The 17856-nt window shown below is 61.2% G+C and carries 17 protein-coding genes; 11 read left to right on the top strand and 6 right to left on the bottom strand.

All coding sequences use genetic code 11. The features are described from left to right. Window positions 1-13: 13 nt before the first annotated feature. Window positions 14-292, bottom strand: coding sequence for a type II toxin-antitoxin system RelE/ParE family toxin (locus BM317_RS23205; RefSeq protein ID WP_092174077.1), 279 nt, complete (start codon window positions 290-292; stop codon window positions 14-16). 203 nt (window positions 293-495) lie between these two features. On the opposite strand from BM317_RS23205, the gene BM317_RS23200 reads away from it, so the two are divergent. The 3 genes from BM317_RS23200 to BM317_RS23190 are packed head-to-tail and all read left to right on the top strand — an operon-like array spanning window position 496 to window position 4216. Beyond that, the gene (locus BM317_RS23200; RefSeq protein ID WP_092174027.1) at window positions 496-1017 is read left to right on the top strand and encodes a (2Fe-2S)-binding protein; all 522 of its coding nucleotides are present in this window, start codon (window positions 496-498) and stop codon (window positions 1015-1017) included. Continuing rightward, window positions 1014-2015, top strand: coding sequence for an FAD binding domain-containing protein (locus BM317_RS23195; RefSeq protein ID WP_092174031.1), 1002 nt, complete (start codon window positions 1014-1016; stop codon window positions 2013-2015). The genes BM317_RS23200 and BM317_RS23195 overlap by 4 nt, the downstream gene beginning before the upstream one ends. After that, the gene (locus tag BM317_RS23190; RefSeq protein WP_092476435.1) at window positions 2015-4216 is read left to right on the top strand and encodes a xanthine dehydrogenase family protein molybdopterin-binding subunit; all 2202 of its coding nucleotides are present in this window, start codon (window positions 2015-2017) and stop codon (window positions 4214-4216) included. Before BM317_RS23195 ends, BM317_RS23190 begins: the two co-directional genes overlap by 1 nt. A gap of 29 nt (window positions 4217-4245) precedes the next feature. Here the strand turns inward: BM317_RS23190 and BM317_RS23185 are convergent, their stop codons facing one another. Beyond that, on the bottom strand, window positions 4246-5484 hold the full coding sequence (locus tag BM317_RS23185) for an MFS transporter (RefSeq protein WP_092476433.1): 1239 nt from the start codon (window positions 5482-5484) through the stop codon (window positions 4246-4248). A gap of 505 nt (window positions 5485-5989) precedes the next feature. Here BM317_RS23185 and BM317_RS23180 point away from each other — a divergent pair. Genes BM317_RS23180 through BM317_RS23170 form a run of 3 tightly spaced genes read left to right on the top strand, consistent with a single transcriptional unit; the run spans window position 5990 to window position 8613 of the window. After that, complete coding sequence (locus BM317_RS23180) at window positions 5990-7426, top strand: cytochrome ubiquinol oxidase subunit I (protein WP_092476431.1); 1437 nt, start codon at window positions 5990-5992, stop codon at window positions 7424-7426. Between the two features lie 3 nt (window positions 7427-7429). Continuing rightward, window positions 7430-8437, top strand: coding sequence for a cytochrome d ubiquinol oxidase subunit II (cydB, locus tag BM317_RS23175; RefSeq protein WP_053125566.1), 1008 nt, complete (start codon window positions 7430-7432; stop codon window positions 8435-8437). Window positions 8438-8448: 11 nt separating this feature from the next. Continuing rightward, entirely contained in the window at window positions 8449-8613 is a 165-nt protein-coding gene (locus tag BM317_RS23170; protein WP_092174042.1) for a DUF2474 domain-containing protein, read from the top strand. Between the two features lie 40 nt (window positions 8614-8653). On the opposite strand, the gene BM317_RS23165 is transcribed toward BM317_RS23170, so the two are convergent. Together BM317_RS23165 and BM317_RS23160 are read right to left on the bottom strand one after the other, a co-directional pair. Next, on the bottom strand, window positions 8654-9793 hold the full coding sequence (locus BM317_RS23165) for a methyltransferase (RefSeq protein WP_092476430.1): 1140 nt from the start codon (window positions 9791-9793) through the stop codon (window positions 8654-8656). Between the two features lie 182 nt (window positions 9794-9975). Beyond that, on the bottom strand, window positions 9976-10689 hold the full coding sequence (locus BM317_RS23160) for an autoinducer binding domain-containing protein (protein ID WP_092174051.1): 714 nt from the start codon (window positions 10687-10689) through the stop codon (window positions 9976-9978). Between the two features lie 292 nt (window positions 10690-10981). Between BM317_RS23160 and BM317_RS23155 the strand changes: the two genes are divergently transcribed. Continuing rightward, window positions 10982-11758 carry a ferredoxin--NADP reductase gene (locus tag BM317_RS23155; RefSeq protein ID WP_092174055.1) on the top strand — a complete coding sequence of 259 codons (777 nt, stop codon included), beginning with the start codon at window positions 10982-10984 and terminating at the stop codon, window positions 11756-11758. Between the two features lie 2 nt (window positions 11759-11760). On the opposite strand, the gene mscL is transcribed toward BM317_RS23155, so the two are convergent. Then, window positions 11761-12174 (bottom strand): large-conductance mechanosensitive channel protein MscL, encoded by a 414-nt coding sequence (mscL, locus tag BM317_RS23150; protein WP_003205779.1) that lies wholly within the window; start codon window positions 12172-12174, stop codon window positions 11761-11763. Between the two features lie 282 nt (window positions 12175-12456). Here mscL and katB point away from each other — a divergent pair, with 282 nt between their 5' ends. The 3 genes from katB to radA all read left to right on the top strand — a co-directional run bounded on the left by katB (window position 12457) and on the right by radA (window position 16076). After that, a complete protein-coding gene (gene katB / locus BM317_RS23145; RefSeq protein WP_092174060.1) occupies window positions 12457-13998 on the top strand; it encodes a catalase KatB in 1542 nt (513 codons plus the stop codon). A gap of 139 nt (window positions 13999-14137) precedes the next feature. Beyond that, complete coding sequence (locus BM317_RS23140; RefSeq protein ID WP_256574220.1) at window positions 14138-14665, top strand: ankyrin repeat domain-containing protein; 528 nt, start codon at window positions 14138-14140, stop codon at window positions 14663-14665. 43 nt (window positions 14666-14708) lie between these two features. After that, window positions 14709-16076, top strand: coding sequence for a DNA repair protein RadA (gene radA, locus BM317_RS23135; RefSeq protein ID WP_060740535.1), 1368 nt, complete (start codon window positions 14709-14711; stop codon window positions 16074-16076). A 191-nt stretch (window positions 16077-16267) separates the two neighbouring features. Here the strand turns inward: radA and BM317_RS23130 are convergent, their stop codons facing one another. Next, window positions 16268-16624, bottom strand: coding sequence for a PilZ domain-containing protein (locus BM317_RS23130; RefSeq protein WP_092476428.1), 357 nt, complete (start codon window positions 16622-16624; stop codon window positions 16268-16270). A 157-nt stretch (window positions 16625-16781) separates the two neighbouring features. On the opposite strand from BM317_RS23130, the gene BM317_RS23125 reads away from it, so the two are divergent. Continuing rightward, the coding region (locus tag BM317_RS23125; protein WP_305883215.1) for a carbon starvation CstA family protein at window positions 16782-17856 on the top strand (1075 nt) is incomplete at its 3' end.

The raw sequence follows: 17856 nt of genomic DNA, 5'->3' as shown, positions 1-17856 counted from the left end.
TTCCAGCCTCCTGTCAGTGGTAGTCCAGATAATCGACCAGTTCGATGTCGGACCCGATGAAGCGAAAAATGATTCGCCAGTTTCCCGAAACGCTCAGAGACCAGTATTGGACCCGTTCACCCCTGAGTGGATGCAGTCGCCAGCCGGGGATATCCAAGTCGTTTGGGACCTGTGCCCTGTCCATGAATTGGAGCATGCGGGCCAGGCGCTTCTCATGGTCAGCCCGGATGCCACGGGTCGAACCCGTTTCATAGAAGATCCTGAGGCCTTTGTGCTGGAAGGATTTAATCATGGAAACGAGTGTAAGGCGATACATTACACTCGATGCGGTATTTATATACCGCACATGCCCGGCGAATCTGTGCATCCTGCGGTTTACAAGGCTCTTCCAGTGAGTCGAAATTGCCTTGAACGCTCACCCCCACCCTGAAGTCGTACCCCTTATGACGGCGGTTTTCCAAAACGCCGCGAGTACGACCAACCGTGAGGTGTTCCATGAGCGCGACCCTGTCCGAAGCGACGCAGGCGTCCTTCGTCCGTCATCCGATCCGTCTGACTCTCAATGGCCAGGTGCATGAACTGCAGGTGTTGCCCTGGACCACCTTGCTGGACCTGCTGCGCGAGCAACTGGACCTGGTGGGCAGCAAGAAAGGCTGCGACCACGGCCAATGCGGTGCCTGCACGGTGCTGCGCGACGGCAAGCGGATCAACGCTTGTCTTACGCTGGCCGTCATGTGTGACGGCGCCGAACTGATCACTGTCGAGGGCCTGGCCAGCGACGACCAGTTGCATCCCATGCAGCAAGCATTCATCAAGCACGACGCGTTCCAGTGCGGTTATTGCACGCCGGGGCAGATCTGCTCGGCGGTGGGCTTGGCCAACGAGGGGCGGGCGAAGACCCCTGGGCAGATCAGCGAGCTGATGAGCGGCAACCTGTGCCGCTGCGGCGCCTACACCAACATTCGCGATGCCATCGAAGAAGCTCTGCCACTTTGCCAGCAGGGAGGTGATCAATGAATCCCTTCCAATACAGCAAGCCCGACACCGTGCAGGCCGCCGTCGATCTGTCGAGCCCGGTTTCCCGCTTCATCGCCGGCGGCACCAACCTGCTGGACCTGATGAAGGAAAACATCACCCGTCCCGAGCACCTGATCGACATCACCGGGTTGCCCCTGGCGGACCTCAGTGAAACCCCTTCCGGCGGCGTGATGATCGGTGCGCTGGTGAGCAATGCCGACCTGGCCTGGCACCCGTGGATCGAGCGCCGTTATCCACTCCTGGCCCAAGCCATCCTGGCGGGTGCCTCGCCGCAACTGCGCAACATGGCCAGCACTGGTGGCAACTTGCTGCAACGCACCCGCTGCTATTACTTCTACGATGCGAGCGTACCGTGCAACAAACGCCGACCCGGCAGCGGTTGCCCGGCCCGGAACGGTTTGAACCGGATCCACGCGATTTTCGGTGCCAGCGATCAATGCGTTGCCACCCATCCCTCCGACATGTGCGTGGCCTTGGCGGCCCTGGAAGCGGTGGTCCATGTCCTGGGCCGGGGTGGGGCGCGGACCATCGAGTTCGCCGACTTCCATCGCCTGCCCGGCGATGCGCCGGAGCGGGATAACCAACTGGCCGACGATGAGCTGATCACCGCTATCGAATTGCCTGCCGCCGGTTTTGCCGACCATAGCCACTACCTGAAGATCCGTGATCGCGCCTCCTACGCCTTTGCGCTGGTTTCAGTGGCGGCGGCGCTGGAGCTGGACGGTCCGGTGATCCGCCAGGCACGCCTGGCCCTAGGGGGCGTGGCGCACAAACCCTGGCGCGACCGGGCTGTAGAGAGCTGGCTGACCGGGCAGACCGTCAGCCGCGAAACCTTCAGCGCCGCGGCCGACGCGCTGCTGCAAAACGCCGAGCCGCTGGAGCACAACGGCTTCAAAGTCAGACTGGCGCGCCGGGCGATTGTCCGTGCCTTGAGTGACGCCGCATTGGGTTGCGCACCCCAGGGAGGACACGCCTGATGAACGCTCCGAGCAAATCCATAGGGCAACCCCTCGACCGGGTCGACGGCCTGCTCAAAGTGACGGGCCAGGCCCGTTACGCCGCTGAATACCCCGAGGACGGCTTGCTGCACGGCAGCGTTGTCTCCGGTACGGTCGCCCGTGGTCGCGTAGTGCGCATCGATGCGTCCCGAGCCCTGGCACTGCCCGGCGTAGTCGCGGTCATCGACCATACCAACCGGCCGAGGATTGCCAGCTACGACGAGCCCTACCAGGATGCCGATGCGGCAGACGGCTCGCCGTTCCGGCCGTTGTACAACGACCAGGTGCTCTATAGCGGCCAGCCGCTGGCCCTGGTGGTGGCGGAAAACCTTGAGCTGGCCCGGTATGCCGGTTCGCTGGTTGAAATCGAATACGACGCCGAGGCGCATCAGACCGATCTGATCACCTTGCAAAACGACGCCCATCCGGCACCGGCCGAACTGCCCAAGCCCCGTGGGAATTTTCAGGGCGAGTACGCCAGCTCCGCGCTCAGCGTGGATGTGTCCTACTGCACGCCGGTCGAACACCACAACCCGATGGAGCCACACGCCTCCACCGTGCTGTATCAACCTGATGGCAGCCTGCACATCCACGACAAGACCCAAGGCACGCAGAACTGCCAAGCCTATGTGCAAAAGGTCTTCGGCCTGGAGAAAGAACAGGTGCGGGTGTTTGCCGCGTTTGTCGGCGGCGCCTTCGGTTCCGGACTGCGCCCGCAGTATCAATTGCCGTTGGCCGTGATGGCGGCACTGGCCCTCAAGCGCTCGGTGCGGGTCAGCCTGACGCGCCAGCAGATGTTCACCTTTGGCTATCGGCCGCGAACCCTCCAGCGGGTGCAACTGGGGGCGGCGGCCAACGGTCGCTTGCTGGCTGTGGCGCACACCGCTATCGGCCAGACCTCGCGCTTCGAGGACTTCACCGAACACGTGGTGGAGTGGAGCGGCATGCTTTATCACTGCGACAACGTGGCGTTGACCTATAAGTTGGTGCCGCTGGACGTCTACACGCCCTTGGACATGCGCGCGCCCGGTGCCGCCCTCGGGCTGATCGGCCTGGAATGCGCCATGGATGAACTGGCCTGTGCCCTGGCGATCGATCCGATCCAGTTGCGCTTGATCAACTACGCCGAACGCAACGAGAACGAAGGCAAGCCGTATTCCAGCAAGGAACTGCGTGAGTGTTATGCCCAAGGCGCCCGTCGTTTCGGCTGGGACAAGCGCAACCCGGAACCACGCAGCATGCGTGAAGGCCGGCAACTGGTCGGCTGGGGCATGGCTGGCGGCGTGTGGGAAGCCATGCAGCAGAAGGCTAGCGCCCGAGCCTCGTTGGACACGAGCGGCAAGCTGACCGTCAGCAGCGCCACCACGGACATCGGCACGGGGACCTACACGGTCATGACCCAGATCGCCGCCGAGGCGTCAGGCGTTTCCCTTGAGGACGTCACGTTTGTCCTGGGGGATTCGTCGCTGCCCACTGCGCCGCTGCAGGGCGGTTCGTTCACCGTCTCGTCGGTGGGCAGCGCCGTGCAGCAGGCCTGTGAAGCGCTGAAGGAAAAACTCCTGGCCGTGGCCCGCCAGGCCTGTCCGGCCTTCGGTGGTGCGACCCTTGAGCAAGTGACGTTTGCCGATGGCCAACTGCGGCTGGGCGAAGCGAGCGTGGCGTTAGCGGAGTTGGCGCAAAAAAGTGGCGAGACGCCGTTGCAGGCCCAGGTCACCGCCGAGCCGGATGCAAAACGCCAGGCCTACGCCACGGCCACTCACTCGGCGGTGTTTGTCGAAGTGTGGGTGGATGAGGACTTGGGAACGGTGAGGGTCAACCGAGTGGTCAGCGCCATCGCCGCCGGCCGGGTCGTCAACCCGAAAACCGCCCGTAGCCAGATTCTCGGTGGCGTGGTGTGGGGCGTTGGCATGGCCCTGCACGAAGAAACCCTGACCGATCACGCCCTGGGGCGTCACATGAACCACAACCTGGCGGAGTATCACGTGCCGGTCAGCGCCGACATTGGTGACATCGAGGTGATTTTCGTCGAGGAACAGGACGCGATCGTCAATGCGCTCGGGTCCAAGGGCGTCGGCGAAATCGGCGTCGTCGGGGTGGCCGCGGCGGTGGCCAATGCGATTTACCACGCCACCGGCAAGCGGGTGCGGGACTTCCCCATCACCCTCGACAAGTTGCTCTAGTGGCCTGCACGAGTTAGCCCCACAGGCCACTAGGCTTTCGCTTCGTCCGCCGGTTCGTGCATCCGATCGCGGTTGGCCAGGGTCGGGAACAGCTTGATCCAGGTCCCGGTCACCAACAGCGTGCCGACACCGCCCATGACCACCGCCGGCACCGTGCCGAACCAGTGGGCGGTGAGGCCGGATTCGAACTCGCCCAGCTGGTTCGACGCGCCGATGAACAGCCCGTTCACCGCGCTGACCCGGCCGCGCATTTCATCCGGGGTTTCCAGTTGCACGAACGAGGCCCGGATCACCATGCTGATCATGTCTGCCGCGCCCAGCACCACCAGCACTGCGAGGGAAAACCAGAACGAGGTGGAGAGGCCGAAGGCAATGGTGGCGACGCCGAACACGCCCACCGCAGTGAACATCACCCGGCCGACCTTGCGTTCTACGGCAAACCGCGCCAGCCACAACGACATCAGCAAGGCCCCGACCGCCGGTGCCGAACGCAACAGGCCCAAGCCCCAAGGGCCGGTGAGCAGGATGTCCTTGGCGAACACTGGCAGCAGCGCCGTCGCGCCGCCGAGCAACACCGCGAACAGGTCCAGGGAGATCGCCCCGAGAATGTCCGGGCGGCTGCGAATGAAGCGAATCCCGGCCAGCAAAGAATCCAGAGTCGCTTTGCCTTTGTTCAGTGGCGTCTGCCGGGCGGGCAGGTTCAGCATCAGGCAGCAGGCGATGATGTAGAGCAGCACCGTCGGCCCATAGACCCAGACGCTGCCGAAGGCGTAGAGCAAGCCGCCGAGTGCCGGAGCGACGATGGTGGCTGATTGCTGGGCCGATTGCGCGGCGGCCACGGCGCGGGGAAACAGGCCCGCCGGCACGATGCTTGGCAGCAACGCCTGGGTGGTCGGCATTTCGAAGGAGCGAGCGGCGCCCAGCAGGAAGGCGAGGATGAAGATCATCTCCCGCGTGACGTTGTCGGTGGCGCTGCCAACCGCCAGCGCCAGGGCAATCATGGCCTGCAATGACTGGCAAATGGCCGCGACCTTGCGCCGGTCATAGCGGTCCGCCACATGCCCGGTGTGGAGCATGAACAGCACGCGCGGGGCAAACTCCACCAACCCCACCAGGCCCAGGTCCAGGACGTTGCCGGTCAGTTGATAGAGGTTCCAGCCGATGGCCACGGTGAGCATCTGGAAGCCGCTGGCGGTGAATATCCGGGCCAGCCAGAAGGCGATGAAGGGACGATGGTGACGGAGCAGCAGCGGCGCTTGGCTGGGCATCTATGACGGGTCCGGTGAGGAAGGCCATGAGATTATCGCCGAGGTGTAACTGGAAATTACGCCCGCTGAAAAAAATAGTTAGCCAAGCATCTGTTTGGCGCGACGCGCGATTCCTGTGAAGAGGGGATTTGTTGTGGCGAGGGGATTTATCCCCGTTCGAGTGCGTAGCGCTCGCCAATTGGATTCTGGCTGAAATGGGTGGGTCTGCTTCGCAGCCCAGCGGGGATAAATCCCCTCGCCACAAAAAAATCCATTGGCGTCAACTCCTGAGACAACCTGTCACGCGACAAAAGACCACGCCGTCCATCGGCAATATTGCGACTACTCTTTGAGCATTGCTTGATCCAGATCAATACCCTTCGGGGCGTTGGGCTGGCGGCCATCCGGCCAGAGTCCTGCGTTGTGACGGTTATAAAAAGAACGATTTGAAAAGCATCGCACTCCATATCCCTGGGGGTTGGTGCCAGCCCGCCCGCAGCCGGTTTTACCTGACAGAGGAAGACTTATGTTCGGTTTGGAGGCGCTTGATCTCGCCCGAATCCAGTTCGCGTTCACGATCTCGTTCCACATCCTGTTCCCGGCCATCACCATCGGCCTGGCGAGTTACCTGGCGGTGCTCGAGGGGCTGTGGCTCAAGACCCGCGATGACACCTACCGCGACCTGTACCACTTCTGGTCGAAAATCTTTGCCGTCAACTTCGGCATGGGGGTGGTGTCCGGGTTGGTCATGGCCTATCAGTTCGGGACCAACTGGAGCCGCTTTTCGGACTTCGCCGGTGCGGTGACCGGCCCCTTGCTGACCTACGAGGTGCTCACGGCGTTCTTCCTCGAAGCGGGTTTCCTGGGGGTGATGTTGTTTGGCTGGAACCGCGTCGGTCGCGGCCTGCATTTCTTTTCCACGGTTATGGTGGCGATCGGCACCCTGATCTCGACCTTCTGGATCCTGTCTTCCAACAGCTGGATGCAGACCCCCCAGGGCTACGAAATCATCGACGGCCGGGTGATCCCGGTGGATTGGGTGGCGGTGGTGTTCAACCCCTCGTTTCCTTATCGATTGCTGCATATGTCCACCGCGGCGTTTGTCGCCACGGCGTTCTTCGTCGGCTCGTCGGCGGCCTGGCATTTGCTGCGCGGCCGCGATAACCCGGCCATCCGTCGGATGCTGTCGATGGCGATGTGGATGGCCTTGCTGGTGGCGCCGATACAAGCGGTCATCGGCGACTTCCATGGCCTGAACACCCTCAAGCACCAACCGGCGAAAATCGCCGCTATCGAGGGCCACTGGGAAAACGTCGGCAATGAACCGACCCCGCTGATCCTGTTCGGCTGGCCCGACATGCAAGCGGAAAAAACCAAGTACGCCGTGGAAATCCCTTACCTGGGCAGCCTGATCCTGACCCACAGCCTGGACAAGCAGGTGCCGGCCCTCAAGGAGTTCCCGCCTGAGGACCGACCGAACTCGACCATTGTGTTCTGGTCGTTCCGGGTCATGGTCGGCCTCGGGTTGCTGATGATTTTCACTGGGTTGTGCAGCCTGTGGCTGCGGCGCAAGGATCGGATCTATCAATCCCGACCGTTCCTCTACATGGTGCTGTGGATGGGACCGTCCGGCCTGGTGGCGATCCTGGCCGGCTGGTTTACCACGGAGATCGGCCGCCAGCCCTGGGTGGTCTATGGCTTGATGCGCACGGCCGATGCTTCGTCCGGCCACAGCTTCGCGCAGATGAGCATCACCCTGGTGCTGTTCGTCGTGGTGTATTTCGCGCTGTTCGGCGCAGGTTTGAGCTACATGATGCGCCTGGTGCGCAAGGGGCCGGAGGCCCACGAAGCCGAGCCGAGCGATGGTGGCCCAGGCCAGAAACGTACGCCGGCCCGGCCATTGTCGGCCGCCGACGACGGCGACGATGTGGACCACAACGACCGCTCGAACAAGGGGAATTGAGTCATGGGTATTGATCTTCCGCTGATCTGGGCCGTGGTCATCATCTTCGGCATCATGATGTACGTGATCATGGACGGTTTCGACTTGGGGATTGGCATCCTCTTCCCCTTCGTCAAGGGCGAGCGCGACCGTGACGTCATGATGAACACCGTGGCACCGGTCTGGGACGGTAACGAAACCTGGCTGGTGCTGGGCGGTGCCGGGCTGTTCGGGGCGTTTCCGCTGGCCTACTCGGTGGTGCTTTCGGCGCTGTACCTGCCGTTGATCCTGATGCTCATCGGCCTGATCTTCCGTGGCGTGGCCTTCGAGTTCCGCTTCAAGGCCAAGGCTGAGAAGCGCCACCTCTGGGACAAGGCGTTCATTGGCGGTTCGCTGACGGCCACTTTCTTCCAGGGCGTGGCGCTGGGGGCGTTCATCGACGGCTTTGAAGTGGTCAATCGCCAGTTCGCCGGCGGTTCCCTGGACTGGTTCACGCCATTCACGGTGTTCTGTGGCTTGGCGTTGATCGCGGCCTACGCGTTGCTCGGTTGCACCTGGCTGATCATGAAGACCGAAGGCAAGTTGCAAGAGCAGATGCATGACCTGGCCCGGCCGCTGGCGTTCGTGGTGCTGGCCGTGATCGGTATCGTCAGCATCTGGACGCCGCTGGCCCACGCGGACATCGCGGCCCGCTGGTTCACATTGCCGAACCTGTTCTGGTTCCTGCCGGTGCCGATCCTGGTGCTGGTGACCATGTACGGTTTGTTCCGCGCGGTGGCCCGCAATGCCAACTACACGCCCTTCATCCTGACCCTGGTGCTGATATTCCTCGGCTACAGCGGCTTGGGCATCAGCCTGTGGCCGAACATCGTGCCGCCGTCCATCTCGATCTGGGACGCCTCGTCACCGCCCCAGAGCCAAGGCTTCATGCTGGTGGGCACGCTGTTCATCATTCCGTTGATCCTCGTGTACACCTTCTGGAGCTACTACGTGTTCCGCGGCAAGGTGACCCACGACGACGGCTACCATTGAGGGCGTCGAGCATGGCCAAACCTGACTTGAAAGACATCGAGGCCGCCGAGCGCAAGCCTCTCTGGCAGCGGCTCGGCTGGCTGGCGTTGATCTGGGCTGGCAGTGTGCTGGCGTTGTTCGTCGTCGCCAGCCTGATGCGGATGTTCATGAATGCCGCGGGGCTGACCACCCACTGATTTCCCTGCGGGAGCGAGCTTCGTTCCCGCAGCGGACGGTCTATTTGCGAGCCTTGAGAATGACGAACTTCGGCGTGGCGGCCACTTGCTCGACGCCTCGGAACAACCGCGCCAGTTTGCTGTGGTAGCCCAGGTGCCGGTTGCCGACGATGTACAGGGCGCCGCCCACCACCAACGCTTCGCGAGCCTGCTGAAACATCCGCCAGGCGAGGAAGTCGCCCACCACTTGCTGCTGGTGGAAGGGCGGGTTGCACAACACCACGTCCAGTGACTGCGCTTCTTGCCCGGCCAGGCCATCGCCGGGCCGGATCGTCACTTCACGTTCACCGAGGGCCGCACGCCAGTTCTCGGCGGCCGATTGCACGGCCATGTACGACTCATCCACCAGGGTGTAGCGGGCCTCGGGGTTTTGCAGGGCACTGGCGATGGCCAGTACACCGTTGCCGCAGCCCAGGTCCGCGACCCGGGCCGTGCCGAGGTTTTTCGGCAGATGTGGCAGGAACGCGCGCGTGCCGATGTCCAGGCCTTCGCGGCAGAACACGTTGGCATGGTTGAGCAGTTCGATCTTCGGCTCGTCCAGCCAGTAGCGCGTGGGGTAGGGTGACACGACCGGCGTACTGTTGGGGGAAGAGGCGCTGGGCGGTGTGGCGATCAACAGCCGCGCTTTTTTCACTGCCAGGGAGGCCTGCACCGGGCCGATGTAACGCTCCAGCAAATCGCCGGCGGCCCGGGGCAGGTGCTTGATCATGGCCCCGGCAATCACCTGGGCGCCCGGCGCCAGTTGGCCTTGCAGGCGAATCAGTTGTTCCTCCAGCAGGGCCAGGGTTTTCGGTACTTTGATCAGGACGCGATCGAACGGGCCGGCCAACGCTTCGCTGGCGGGCAATGTTGGTACGGCATCGAAGGGCCGGCCATTGCGCACCAGGTTTTTCTCCAGTGCCTGCAGTGCCAGGAAAGAATCACCGCTGCTGGTCACCAGGGCGTTGCCGGCCAGGCTGGCAGCCAGGGCGCCGAAGCCGTCATTGAGCACCAGGACCCGAGTCTGCGCGGCCGGTTGTTGTTCGGCCAGATACGCGAGCAGGTATTCATCGGCCGCATCGAAGGCTTGCAGCGGTTCGTTCTGCTGTTCGGGTTGGCGGATCAGATCGAGTTGGGCGAAAGGACTGTCGAGCAGGGGCATGGCTGGGGACTCTGGAAATCAACGAATGTCCCGCTGCCTGGAGGTAGGTGTCTGTGCGGGACCGCCTGAATGAACTGCGCCGCGCGTAAAAAGCGGCATCATTCAAGAGGGACCGTAAATGGTACGTTTTTTTGTTGCACATTACTCGCGGGTTTTTCAGCTCGGCAGTGCCGTGCCACGGGTCAGATCACATGGATCTGGGCAGCCTTGGCCACCGCTGAAATTTTATTGCTGACGTTCAGTTTTCGCATGCAACTGCACACATGGAAATTCACGGTTCGTTCGGAAAGGCAGAGAATCCTGCCCACTTCCGAAGCCGTCTTGCCTTCGGCTGACCACCTCAGTACTTCGATTTCTCTCGGCGACAAGTGATAGTTCTGCTTGACTACGATGGCGTCAGACAGTTTTTTACTGGCGAGTGCATGCAGCTTTTGACTGGCGAAGATGGCGTAGCCGAGATTGCCATAGTGTTCCTCGATATCAATGGGACAATGGGTTCGTGCAAGACTGAACAGACTGCACTGTGTCCCTTGGTCGTCATGAACGGCCTGGGTCCAGCCGTACTTGAGTCCCTGTCGATTAAGTTCTCGCCATAACTTGGGGGCCTGAGCGAAAACAGTCTCATCCCACAGGATCGGGAGCGGTGATTGATTGCAATGTGCTACTAATGGATCGCTAGACGCATAACCGTTTTGTTCATAAAGCCGGTCCCATCCATAAGGGTAGTTATTCAGGTTCACCTTGCTGGTGTGTTTGTCGGGGCTTCCGAGATAGGCTGCAAATGCGCAATATTCAAATCCCTGATTGTTAAAGAAATTCAGTACCAGACGATAGGCCGTCTGCAGGTCTTTTTCACAGGATAACTTCCTCAGTAACAAGTCCTTCCACCTGTCCATCGCTCTCTCCTGGGTTTGATTCGTCCATGCGGATCCAATCCATGATGCGAATTTTTAGTGTAGGACTATTCCTAATTTGTAGTGGGTTTTTTTTAATTTTCTTACGTTTATAAGTGTTTAGGTAAATAAACTTTTGTTTGGTTGGGTTTACGTCCCTGTAACTTTGTACAAGTTTGGTGAAGGATTTAGAGAACGAAGGCGACGACTATGACTAAAGTGCCATTACCTGCCGTCGGTGGTGAAGACGCTCACTTTGCGGGACACTGCACGTCTTGTCCCCTGGGAGTGGCTCATGACCGACAGTGCAGAGAAGTTCACCCGCCAAACCTTGCTCGATGTCCAGCCAGTGACGTCTCATTTGTTTACGTTACGCACGACCCGGGATCGCGGCTTTCGCTTCCGGGCGGGTCAGTTCGCCCGGCTGGGCGTCGCCAAGGCGGACGGCACCACCGTCTGGCGGGCGTACTCCATGGTGTCGTCGCCCTTCGACGAGTTCCTCGAATTCTTTTCCATCGTGGTGCCCGATGGCGAGTTCACCAGCGAACTCAGCCGCTTGCAGCCGGGTGACGAACTGTTGGTGGATCGCCAGGCCTTTGGCTACCTGACGCTGGACCGCTTCGTCGATGGCCGGGATTTGTGGTTGCTGTCCACGGGGACGGGCGTGGCGCCGTTTCTTTCGATCCTCCAGGATTTCGAGGCCTGGGAAAAATTCGAGCGGATCATCCTGGTGTACAGCGTGCGTGAGGCGCGGGAATTGGCGTATCAGGACCTGATCAAGGAGCTGCCCCAGCGCGACTACCTGGCCGAGTACGCTCACAAGTTTCGTTTCATTGCGACTGTCACCCGTGAGCAGCATCCGGGGGCGCTCAATGGGCGCATCACCACGTTGATCGACAACGGCGACCTGGAGCACGCGGCCGGTGTAGCGCTGACACCGGAGCATTCGCGGGTGATGCTGTGTGGCAACCCGCAAATGATCGACGACACGCGCAAGTTGCTCAAGGCCAGGGGCCTGCAACTGAGCCTGACCCGTCGTCCGGGCCAGGTGGCGGTGGAAAACTACTGGTAGGCTCAGGGCCGCTCGTTCTGAGCCTTGAGCAGGTCGCGAATCTCACTCAGCAGCAGCTCTTCCTTGGTCGGAACCGGAGGGGCGCTGGGGGCTACGGCTTCTTCACGCTTGAGGCGGTTGATGGCCTTGACGCCCATGAAAATGGCGAACGCCACGATGATGAAGTCGATGGTGCTCTGGATGAATTTACCGTAGGCCAGTACCACGGCAGGCGCATCACCCTGGGCGGCCTTGAGGGTGATGGCCAGGTCACTGAAGTCCACGCCCCCGATCAGCAGGCCGATTGGCGGCATGACCACGTCGCCCACGAATGACGAAACGATTTTGCCGAAAGCGGCACCGATGATGATCCCGACGGCCATGTCGACGACATTGCCTTTGACCGCGAAGGCCTTGAACTCGCTTAGCACGCCCATGAGTTATTCCTTGTAACGGATGAAAGATGAGTGGCAGTGTAAATCAGCCCAACGAGTCCTGCTCGAAACGCCTGCTTACAAAGCTTCAGTTATCGACCGGGGCTCGGATGAAAAGTTTACAAAGTGCCATCAATCGCGCGCGATACGCGGTTTCTGTCGGGGGCCCTATAACGTTTTTTCTATCGGCACGGTACGGCATTTCTATTTAGGTTTTTCTTTTCCCGGCACTAGCCTCTGGATGGCGCACATGGATGCGCTCTATAACATCAGAGGAACATGCCTATGAACACTTCCCTCGGCCACGGGGCTTATTCCCATCGCCGCGCTCTTTTTGTGCTGACCGCGAGCCTTCTATCCTTGTCTGTCAACGCAGCCACCCTGACCCGGGACAACGGTGCGGCGGTCGGCGATAACCAGAATTCGCAGACGGCAGGTCCCAACGGTCCGACCCTGCTGCAAGACGTGCAGTTGATCCAGAAGCTCCAGCGCTTCGATCGTGAACGCATCCCCGAGCGCGTGGTACATGCCCGTGGTACCGGTGCCCATGGCACATTCACGGTGTCCGACGATCTCAGCGACCTGACCAAGGCCAAGGTCTTCGCCGCAGGCCAGGTCACCCCGGTGTTCGTGCGTTTTTCGGCCGTGGTGCACGGTAATCATTCGCCGGAAACCCTGCGCGACCCCCGTGGCTTCGCCACGAAGTTCTACACCGCCGACGGTAACTGGGACTTGGTGGGCAACAACTTCCCGACTTTCTTCATTCGCGATGCCATCAAGTTTCCGGACATGGTCCACGCGTTCAAACCCGACCCGCGGACCAACCTGGACGATGATTCGCGCCGTTTCGATTTCTTCTCCCATGTTCCGGAGTCGACCCGTACCCTGACCGAGTTGTATTCCAACTCCGGTACACCGGCCAGTTACCGCGAAATGGACGGCAACGGTGTACATGCCTACAAGCTGATTAACGCCAAGGGTGAAATTCACTACGTGAAGTTTCATTGGAAAAGTTTGCAGGGCTTGAAAAATCTCGATCCGAAAGAAGTTGTGAAAGTTCAGGGTCAAGATTACAGCCATATGACCAATGACCTGGTGAGCCATATTAATAAGGGCGACTTCCCGAAGTGGGACTTGTACGTCCAGGTGCTCAATCCACAAGACCTTGCCAAGTTCGACTTCGACCCATTGGATGCGACCAAGATCTGGCCCGGCGTGCCTGAGCGCAAGGTCGGGCAAATGGTCTTGAACCGCAATCCGGCGAATGTTTTCCAGGAAACCGAGCAGGTGGCGATGGCGCCAGCGAATCTGGTGCCAGGCATCGAGCCTTCCGAGGACCGTTTGCTCCAGGGACGGGTGTTTTCCTATGCCGATACGCAGATGTACCGCCTAGGCGCCAATGCCCTGCAATTGCCGATCAATGCCCCCAAGGTGCCGGTGAACAATGGTAACCAGGACGGTGCGATGAACCCAGGCAGCACCAGCACTGGCGTGAACTACCAGCCGAGTCGCCTGATGCCTCGTGAAGAACCGCAGGCGGCACGCTACAGCCAGGCCGCGCTGAGTGGCAGCACCCAGCAAGCGAAAATCCAGCGCGAGCAGAACTTCAAGCAGGCCGGTGATTTGTATCGTTCGTTCAGCAAGAAAGAACGTGATGACCTGATCGAAAGCTTTGGTGGCTCTTTGGCGACCACTGATGACGAGAGCAAGCACATCATCCTGTCGTTCCTCTACAAGGCCGATCCTGAATACGGCACTGGGGTGGCCCGTGTCGCCAAAGGTGACTTGGCCCGGGTCAAGGCTCTGGCGGAAAAACTGAGCGACTGATCCACCTGTGGGAGCGAGCTTGCTCGCGATGCAGGCGACTCGGTCTGGCTGTGCACCGCAGCGTCTGCATCGCGAGCAAGCTCGCTCCCACAGCCTTGAGTCATGGGGAGACGTCATGATGGGTAAATTCTTTTTGTCGATGCTTGCGACCTGGTCACTGAGCGTACTGGCCGATCAGCCAGTGCCCACTGAGCCGGCTGCGGTCCAGGAACAGCTGCAAAACTATTATTTCGACGCCGCTCGCCGCGGCGATGTGCCGATGCTCGATACGTTTATCGAGGCCGGTTATTCGCTGGATACCCGGGATGAGAAGGGCTACACCGCGCTGATTCTGGCGGCTTATCACGGCCACGGTCCGGCGGTGGAGCGGTTGCTGGCCGCGGGGGCCGATGCCTGTGCCCAGGACAAACGCGGCAATACGGCGCTGATGGGGGCCATTTTCAAGGGCGAAGTGCAGATTGCCCGTCGCTTGCTGTCCACCGATTGCAGCCCGGACCAACGCAACGGTGCCGGACAGACCGCCGCGATGTATGCCGGGCTGTTCAAGCGTGGCGAGTTGCTCGACGCCTTGAAGGCCAAGGGGGCGGATCTGCAGGCCCAGGACCCATTGGGTAATACCGCAATGGATCTGTCCAAGGGCGAAATCAGAATGCCGGCCCCGCGCTAGCCGCTGCCTGGGCTATCATCGCGGTTTTTACCCCGGAGTTCAGATGGCCAAGGCAAAGCGCATGTACGGCTGCACCGAGTGCGGCTCGACCTTTCCCAAATGGGCCGGCCAATGCAGCGAATGCGGGGCCTGGAACACCCTGACCGAAACCATGGTGGAAAGCGGCGGCGCGGCGGCCCCCACCGGGCGCACGGGCTGGGCCGGTCAGCAGGCGCAGATCAAGACCCTGGCCGAAGTCAGCGTTGAAGAAATCCCGCGATTTTCCACCGCGTCCGGTGAACTGGACCGGGTGCTGGGCGGCGGCCTGGTGGACGGTTCGGTGGTGCTGATCGGTGGAGACCCGGGCATCGGCAAATCCACCATCCTGCTGCAAACCTTGTGCAACCTCGCCACCCGCATGCCGGCGCTGTACGTCACTGGCGAAGAGTCCCAGCAACAGGTCGCCATGCGCGCCCGGCGCCTGGGCTTGCCCCAGGACCAGTTGCGGGTCATGACCGAGACCTGCATCGAAACCATCATCGCCACGGCGCGCGTGGAAAAGCCCAAGGTGATGGTGATCGACTCGATCCAGACCATTTTCACCGAACAGCTGCAGTCGGCCCCGGGCGGCGTGTCCCAGGTGCGTGAAAGCGCGGCGTTGCTGGTGCGCTACGCCAAGCAGAGCGGCACGGCGATTTTCCTGGTGGGCCACGTCACCAAGGAAGGTGCGTTGGCGGGACCGCGGGTGTTGGAGCACATGGTCGATACCGTGTTGTACTTCGAAGGCGAGTCCGATGGCCGCCTGCGTTTGCTCCGGGCGGTGAAGAACCGCTTTGGTGCCGTCAATGAATTGGGCGTGTTCGGCATGACCGACAGGGGCCTGAAAGAAGTCTCGAACCCTTCGGCGATCTTTCTGACGCGTGCCCAGGAAGAAGTCCCGGGCAGTGTGGTCATGGCGACGTGGGAAGGGACCCGGCCGATGTTGGTGGAAGTGCAGGCGCTGGTGGATGACAGCCACTTGGCGAACCCACGGCGGGTCACCCTGGGCCTGGATCAGAATCGGCTGGCCATGCTGCTGGCAGTGTTGCATCGACACGGCGGGATTCCGACTCACGACCAGGACGTGTTCCTCAACGTCGTGGGCGGGGTCAAGGTACTGGAGACCGCGTCCGACCTGGCGTTGATGGCGGCGGTCATGTCCAGTCTGCGCAACCGGCCGCTGCCCCATGATTTGCTGGTGTTTGGCGAAGTGGGGTTGTCGGGGGAAGTGCGACCGGTGCCCAGCGGGCAGGAGCGGCTCAAGGAAGCGGCCAAGCACGGTTTCAAACGCGCCATCGTGCCCAAGGGCAACGCGCCGAAGGAAGCGCCGCCGGGGTTGCAGATTATCGCAGTGACCCGTCTGGAACAGGCGTTGGATGCGCTGTTCGAATAACCCTAAAGGCTGACAAGGCCCTTTGTGGAGAATGGATTTATCTGTGGCGAGGGGATTTATCCCCGTTGGGCTGCGCAGCAGCCCTAAAACCTAACAACTCGGTGTGTCAGGTCGATTGTCGTCGCTTGTTTGGGGACTGCTGCGCAGCCCAGTGGGGATAAATCCCCTCGCCACAAGGGATCGGCGTTGATTCAGATATGGATCAACGCCGCCAATTCCCGCTCCAGCTCGTCATGGTCGCCCAGGTTCAGCTCTATCAATCGGCGCAGGTGTGCGATGGATGCCAGGTCGATATGCTTGCAGACGAAGCCTAGGTGACCATGGTCATCATGGGCCAGGCGAATTTTCATTTTGATCTCGGCATCGGGACTCAAATGGATATCGGCCATGAAGGAATGTTCGGGGTCGCCAAGCCAGGGTTCGGGTTTCTTGATCAGCAATCCCTTGAGGGACAGGTCCAGCAGTTCCACCGACCAGATATAGGGGCCTTGGCTCAGCTCGGTCCTGGCATGGAAATCAACTCGTACGAAGCGGCGACGTTCGCTCATGACGCATCCCTCTGAAGATTCATTGACTATAGACCCAACTGACGGGGCATCGTCACCGTTCGGCAACAGACAGACGAATGTCGAGTATGGCCTTTGCCCGGGTTAGCGCTAAACTCCAATGGCTATCTTTCTTGTCCACCCTGGCTGGAATATAAAAATGAAAAACAATAATAGCCTGCTGCGCCATCTGCCCTGGCTCCTGCTGGCCGTCGTAGGCGCGTGCGCCCTGGGCGTCGTGGCCTTGCGCCGAGGCGAGGCGATCAACGCCTTGTGGATCGTCGTCGCCGCCGTGGCCATCTACCTGGTCGCCTACCGCTACTACAGCCTCTTCATCGCCAACAACGTGATGCAACTCGATGCGCGCCGGGCCACTCCCGCCGTGCTCAACAACGATGGCCTGGACTACGTCCCGACCAACAAGCACATCCTCTTCGGCCACCACTTCGCGGCCATTGCCGGTGCGGGGCCGCTGGTCGGGCCGGTGCTGGCGGCGCAGATGGGCTACCTGCCCGGCACGCTCTGGCTGATCGCCGGCGTGGTGCTGGCTGGTGCGGTGCAGGACTTCATGGTCCTGTTCCTGTCCACCCGCCGCAACGGTCGCTCCCTGGGCGACATGGTGCGCGAGGAAATGGGCCGCATCCCCGGCACCATCGCGCTGTTCGGCTGCTTCCTGATCATGATCATCATCCTCGCGGTGCTGGCGCTGATCGTGGTCAAGGCCCTGGCCGAGAGCCCGTGGGGCATCTTCACGGTAATGGCAACCATCCCGATCGCGATGTTCATGGGCATTTACATGCGCTACATCCGCCCGGGCCGCATCGGTGAGATCTCGCTCATCGGCGTGCTGTTGCTGCTGGGTTCGATCTGGCTGGGCGGGCAAATCGCCGCCGACCCGGTCTGGGCCAAGGCTTTCACCTTCACCGGGATCCAGATCACCTGGATGCTGATCGGCTACGGTTTCGTCGCGGCGGTGCTGCCGGTGTGGCTGATCCTGGCGCCGCGGGACTACCTGTCGACCTTCCTCAAGATCGGCACCATCGTCGCCCTGGCGATCGGCATCCTGGTCACCATGCCCGAGCTGAAAATGCCGGCGCTGACCCAGTTCACCGACGGCACCGGGCCGGTGTGGAAGGGCGGGCTGTTCCCGTTCCTGTTCATCACCATTGCCTGCGGCGCGGTCTCGGGCTTCCATGCACTGATCTCCTCGGGCACCACGCCCAAGCTTCTGGATA

This window comes from Pseudomonas sp. NFACC24-1 (genome assembly GCF_900115235.1).
Taxonomy (GTDB): domain Bacteria; phylum Pseudomonadota; class Gammaproteobacteria; order Pseudomonadales; family Pseudomonadaceae; genus Aquipseudomonas; species Aquipseudomonas fluorescens_AA.
Note: the sequence above shows the minus strand (reverse complement) of the source record. Positions and strands in the feature narration are given on the sequence as shown.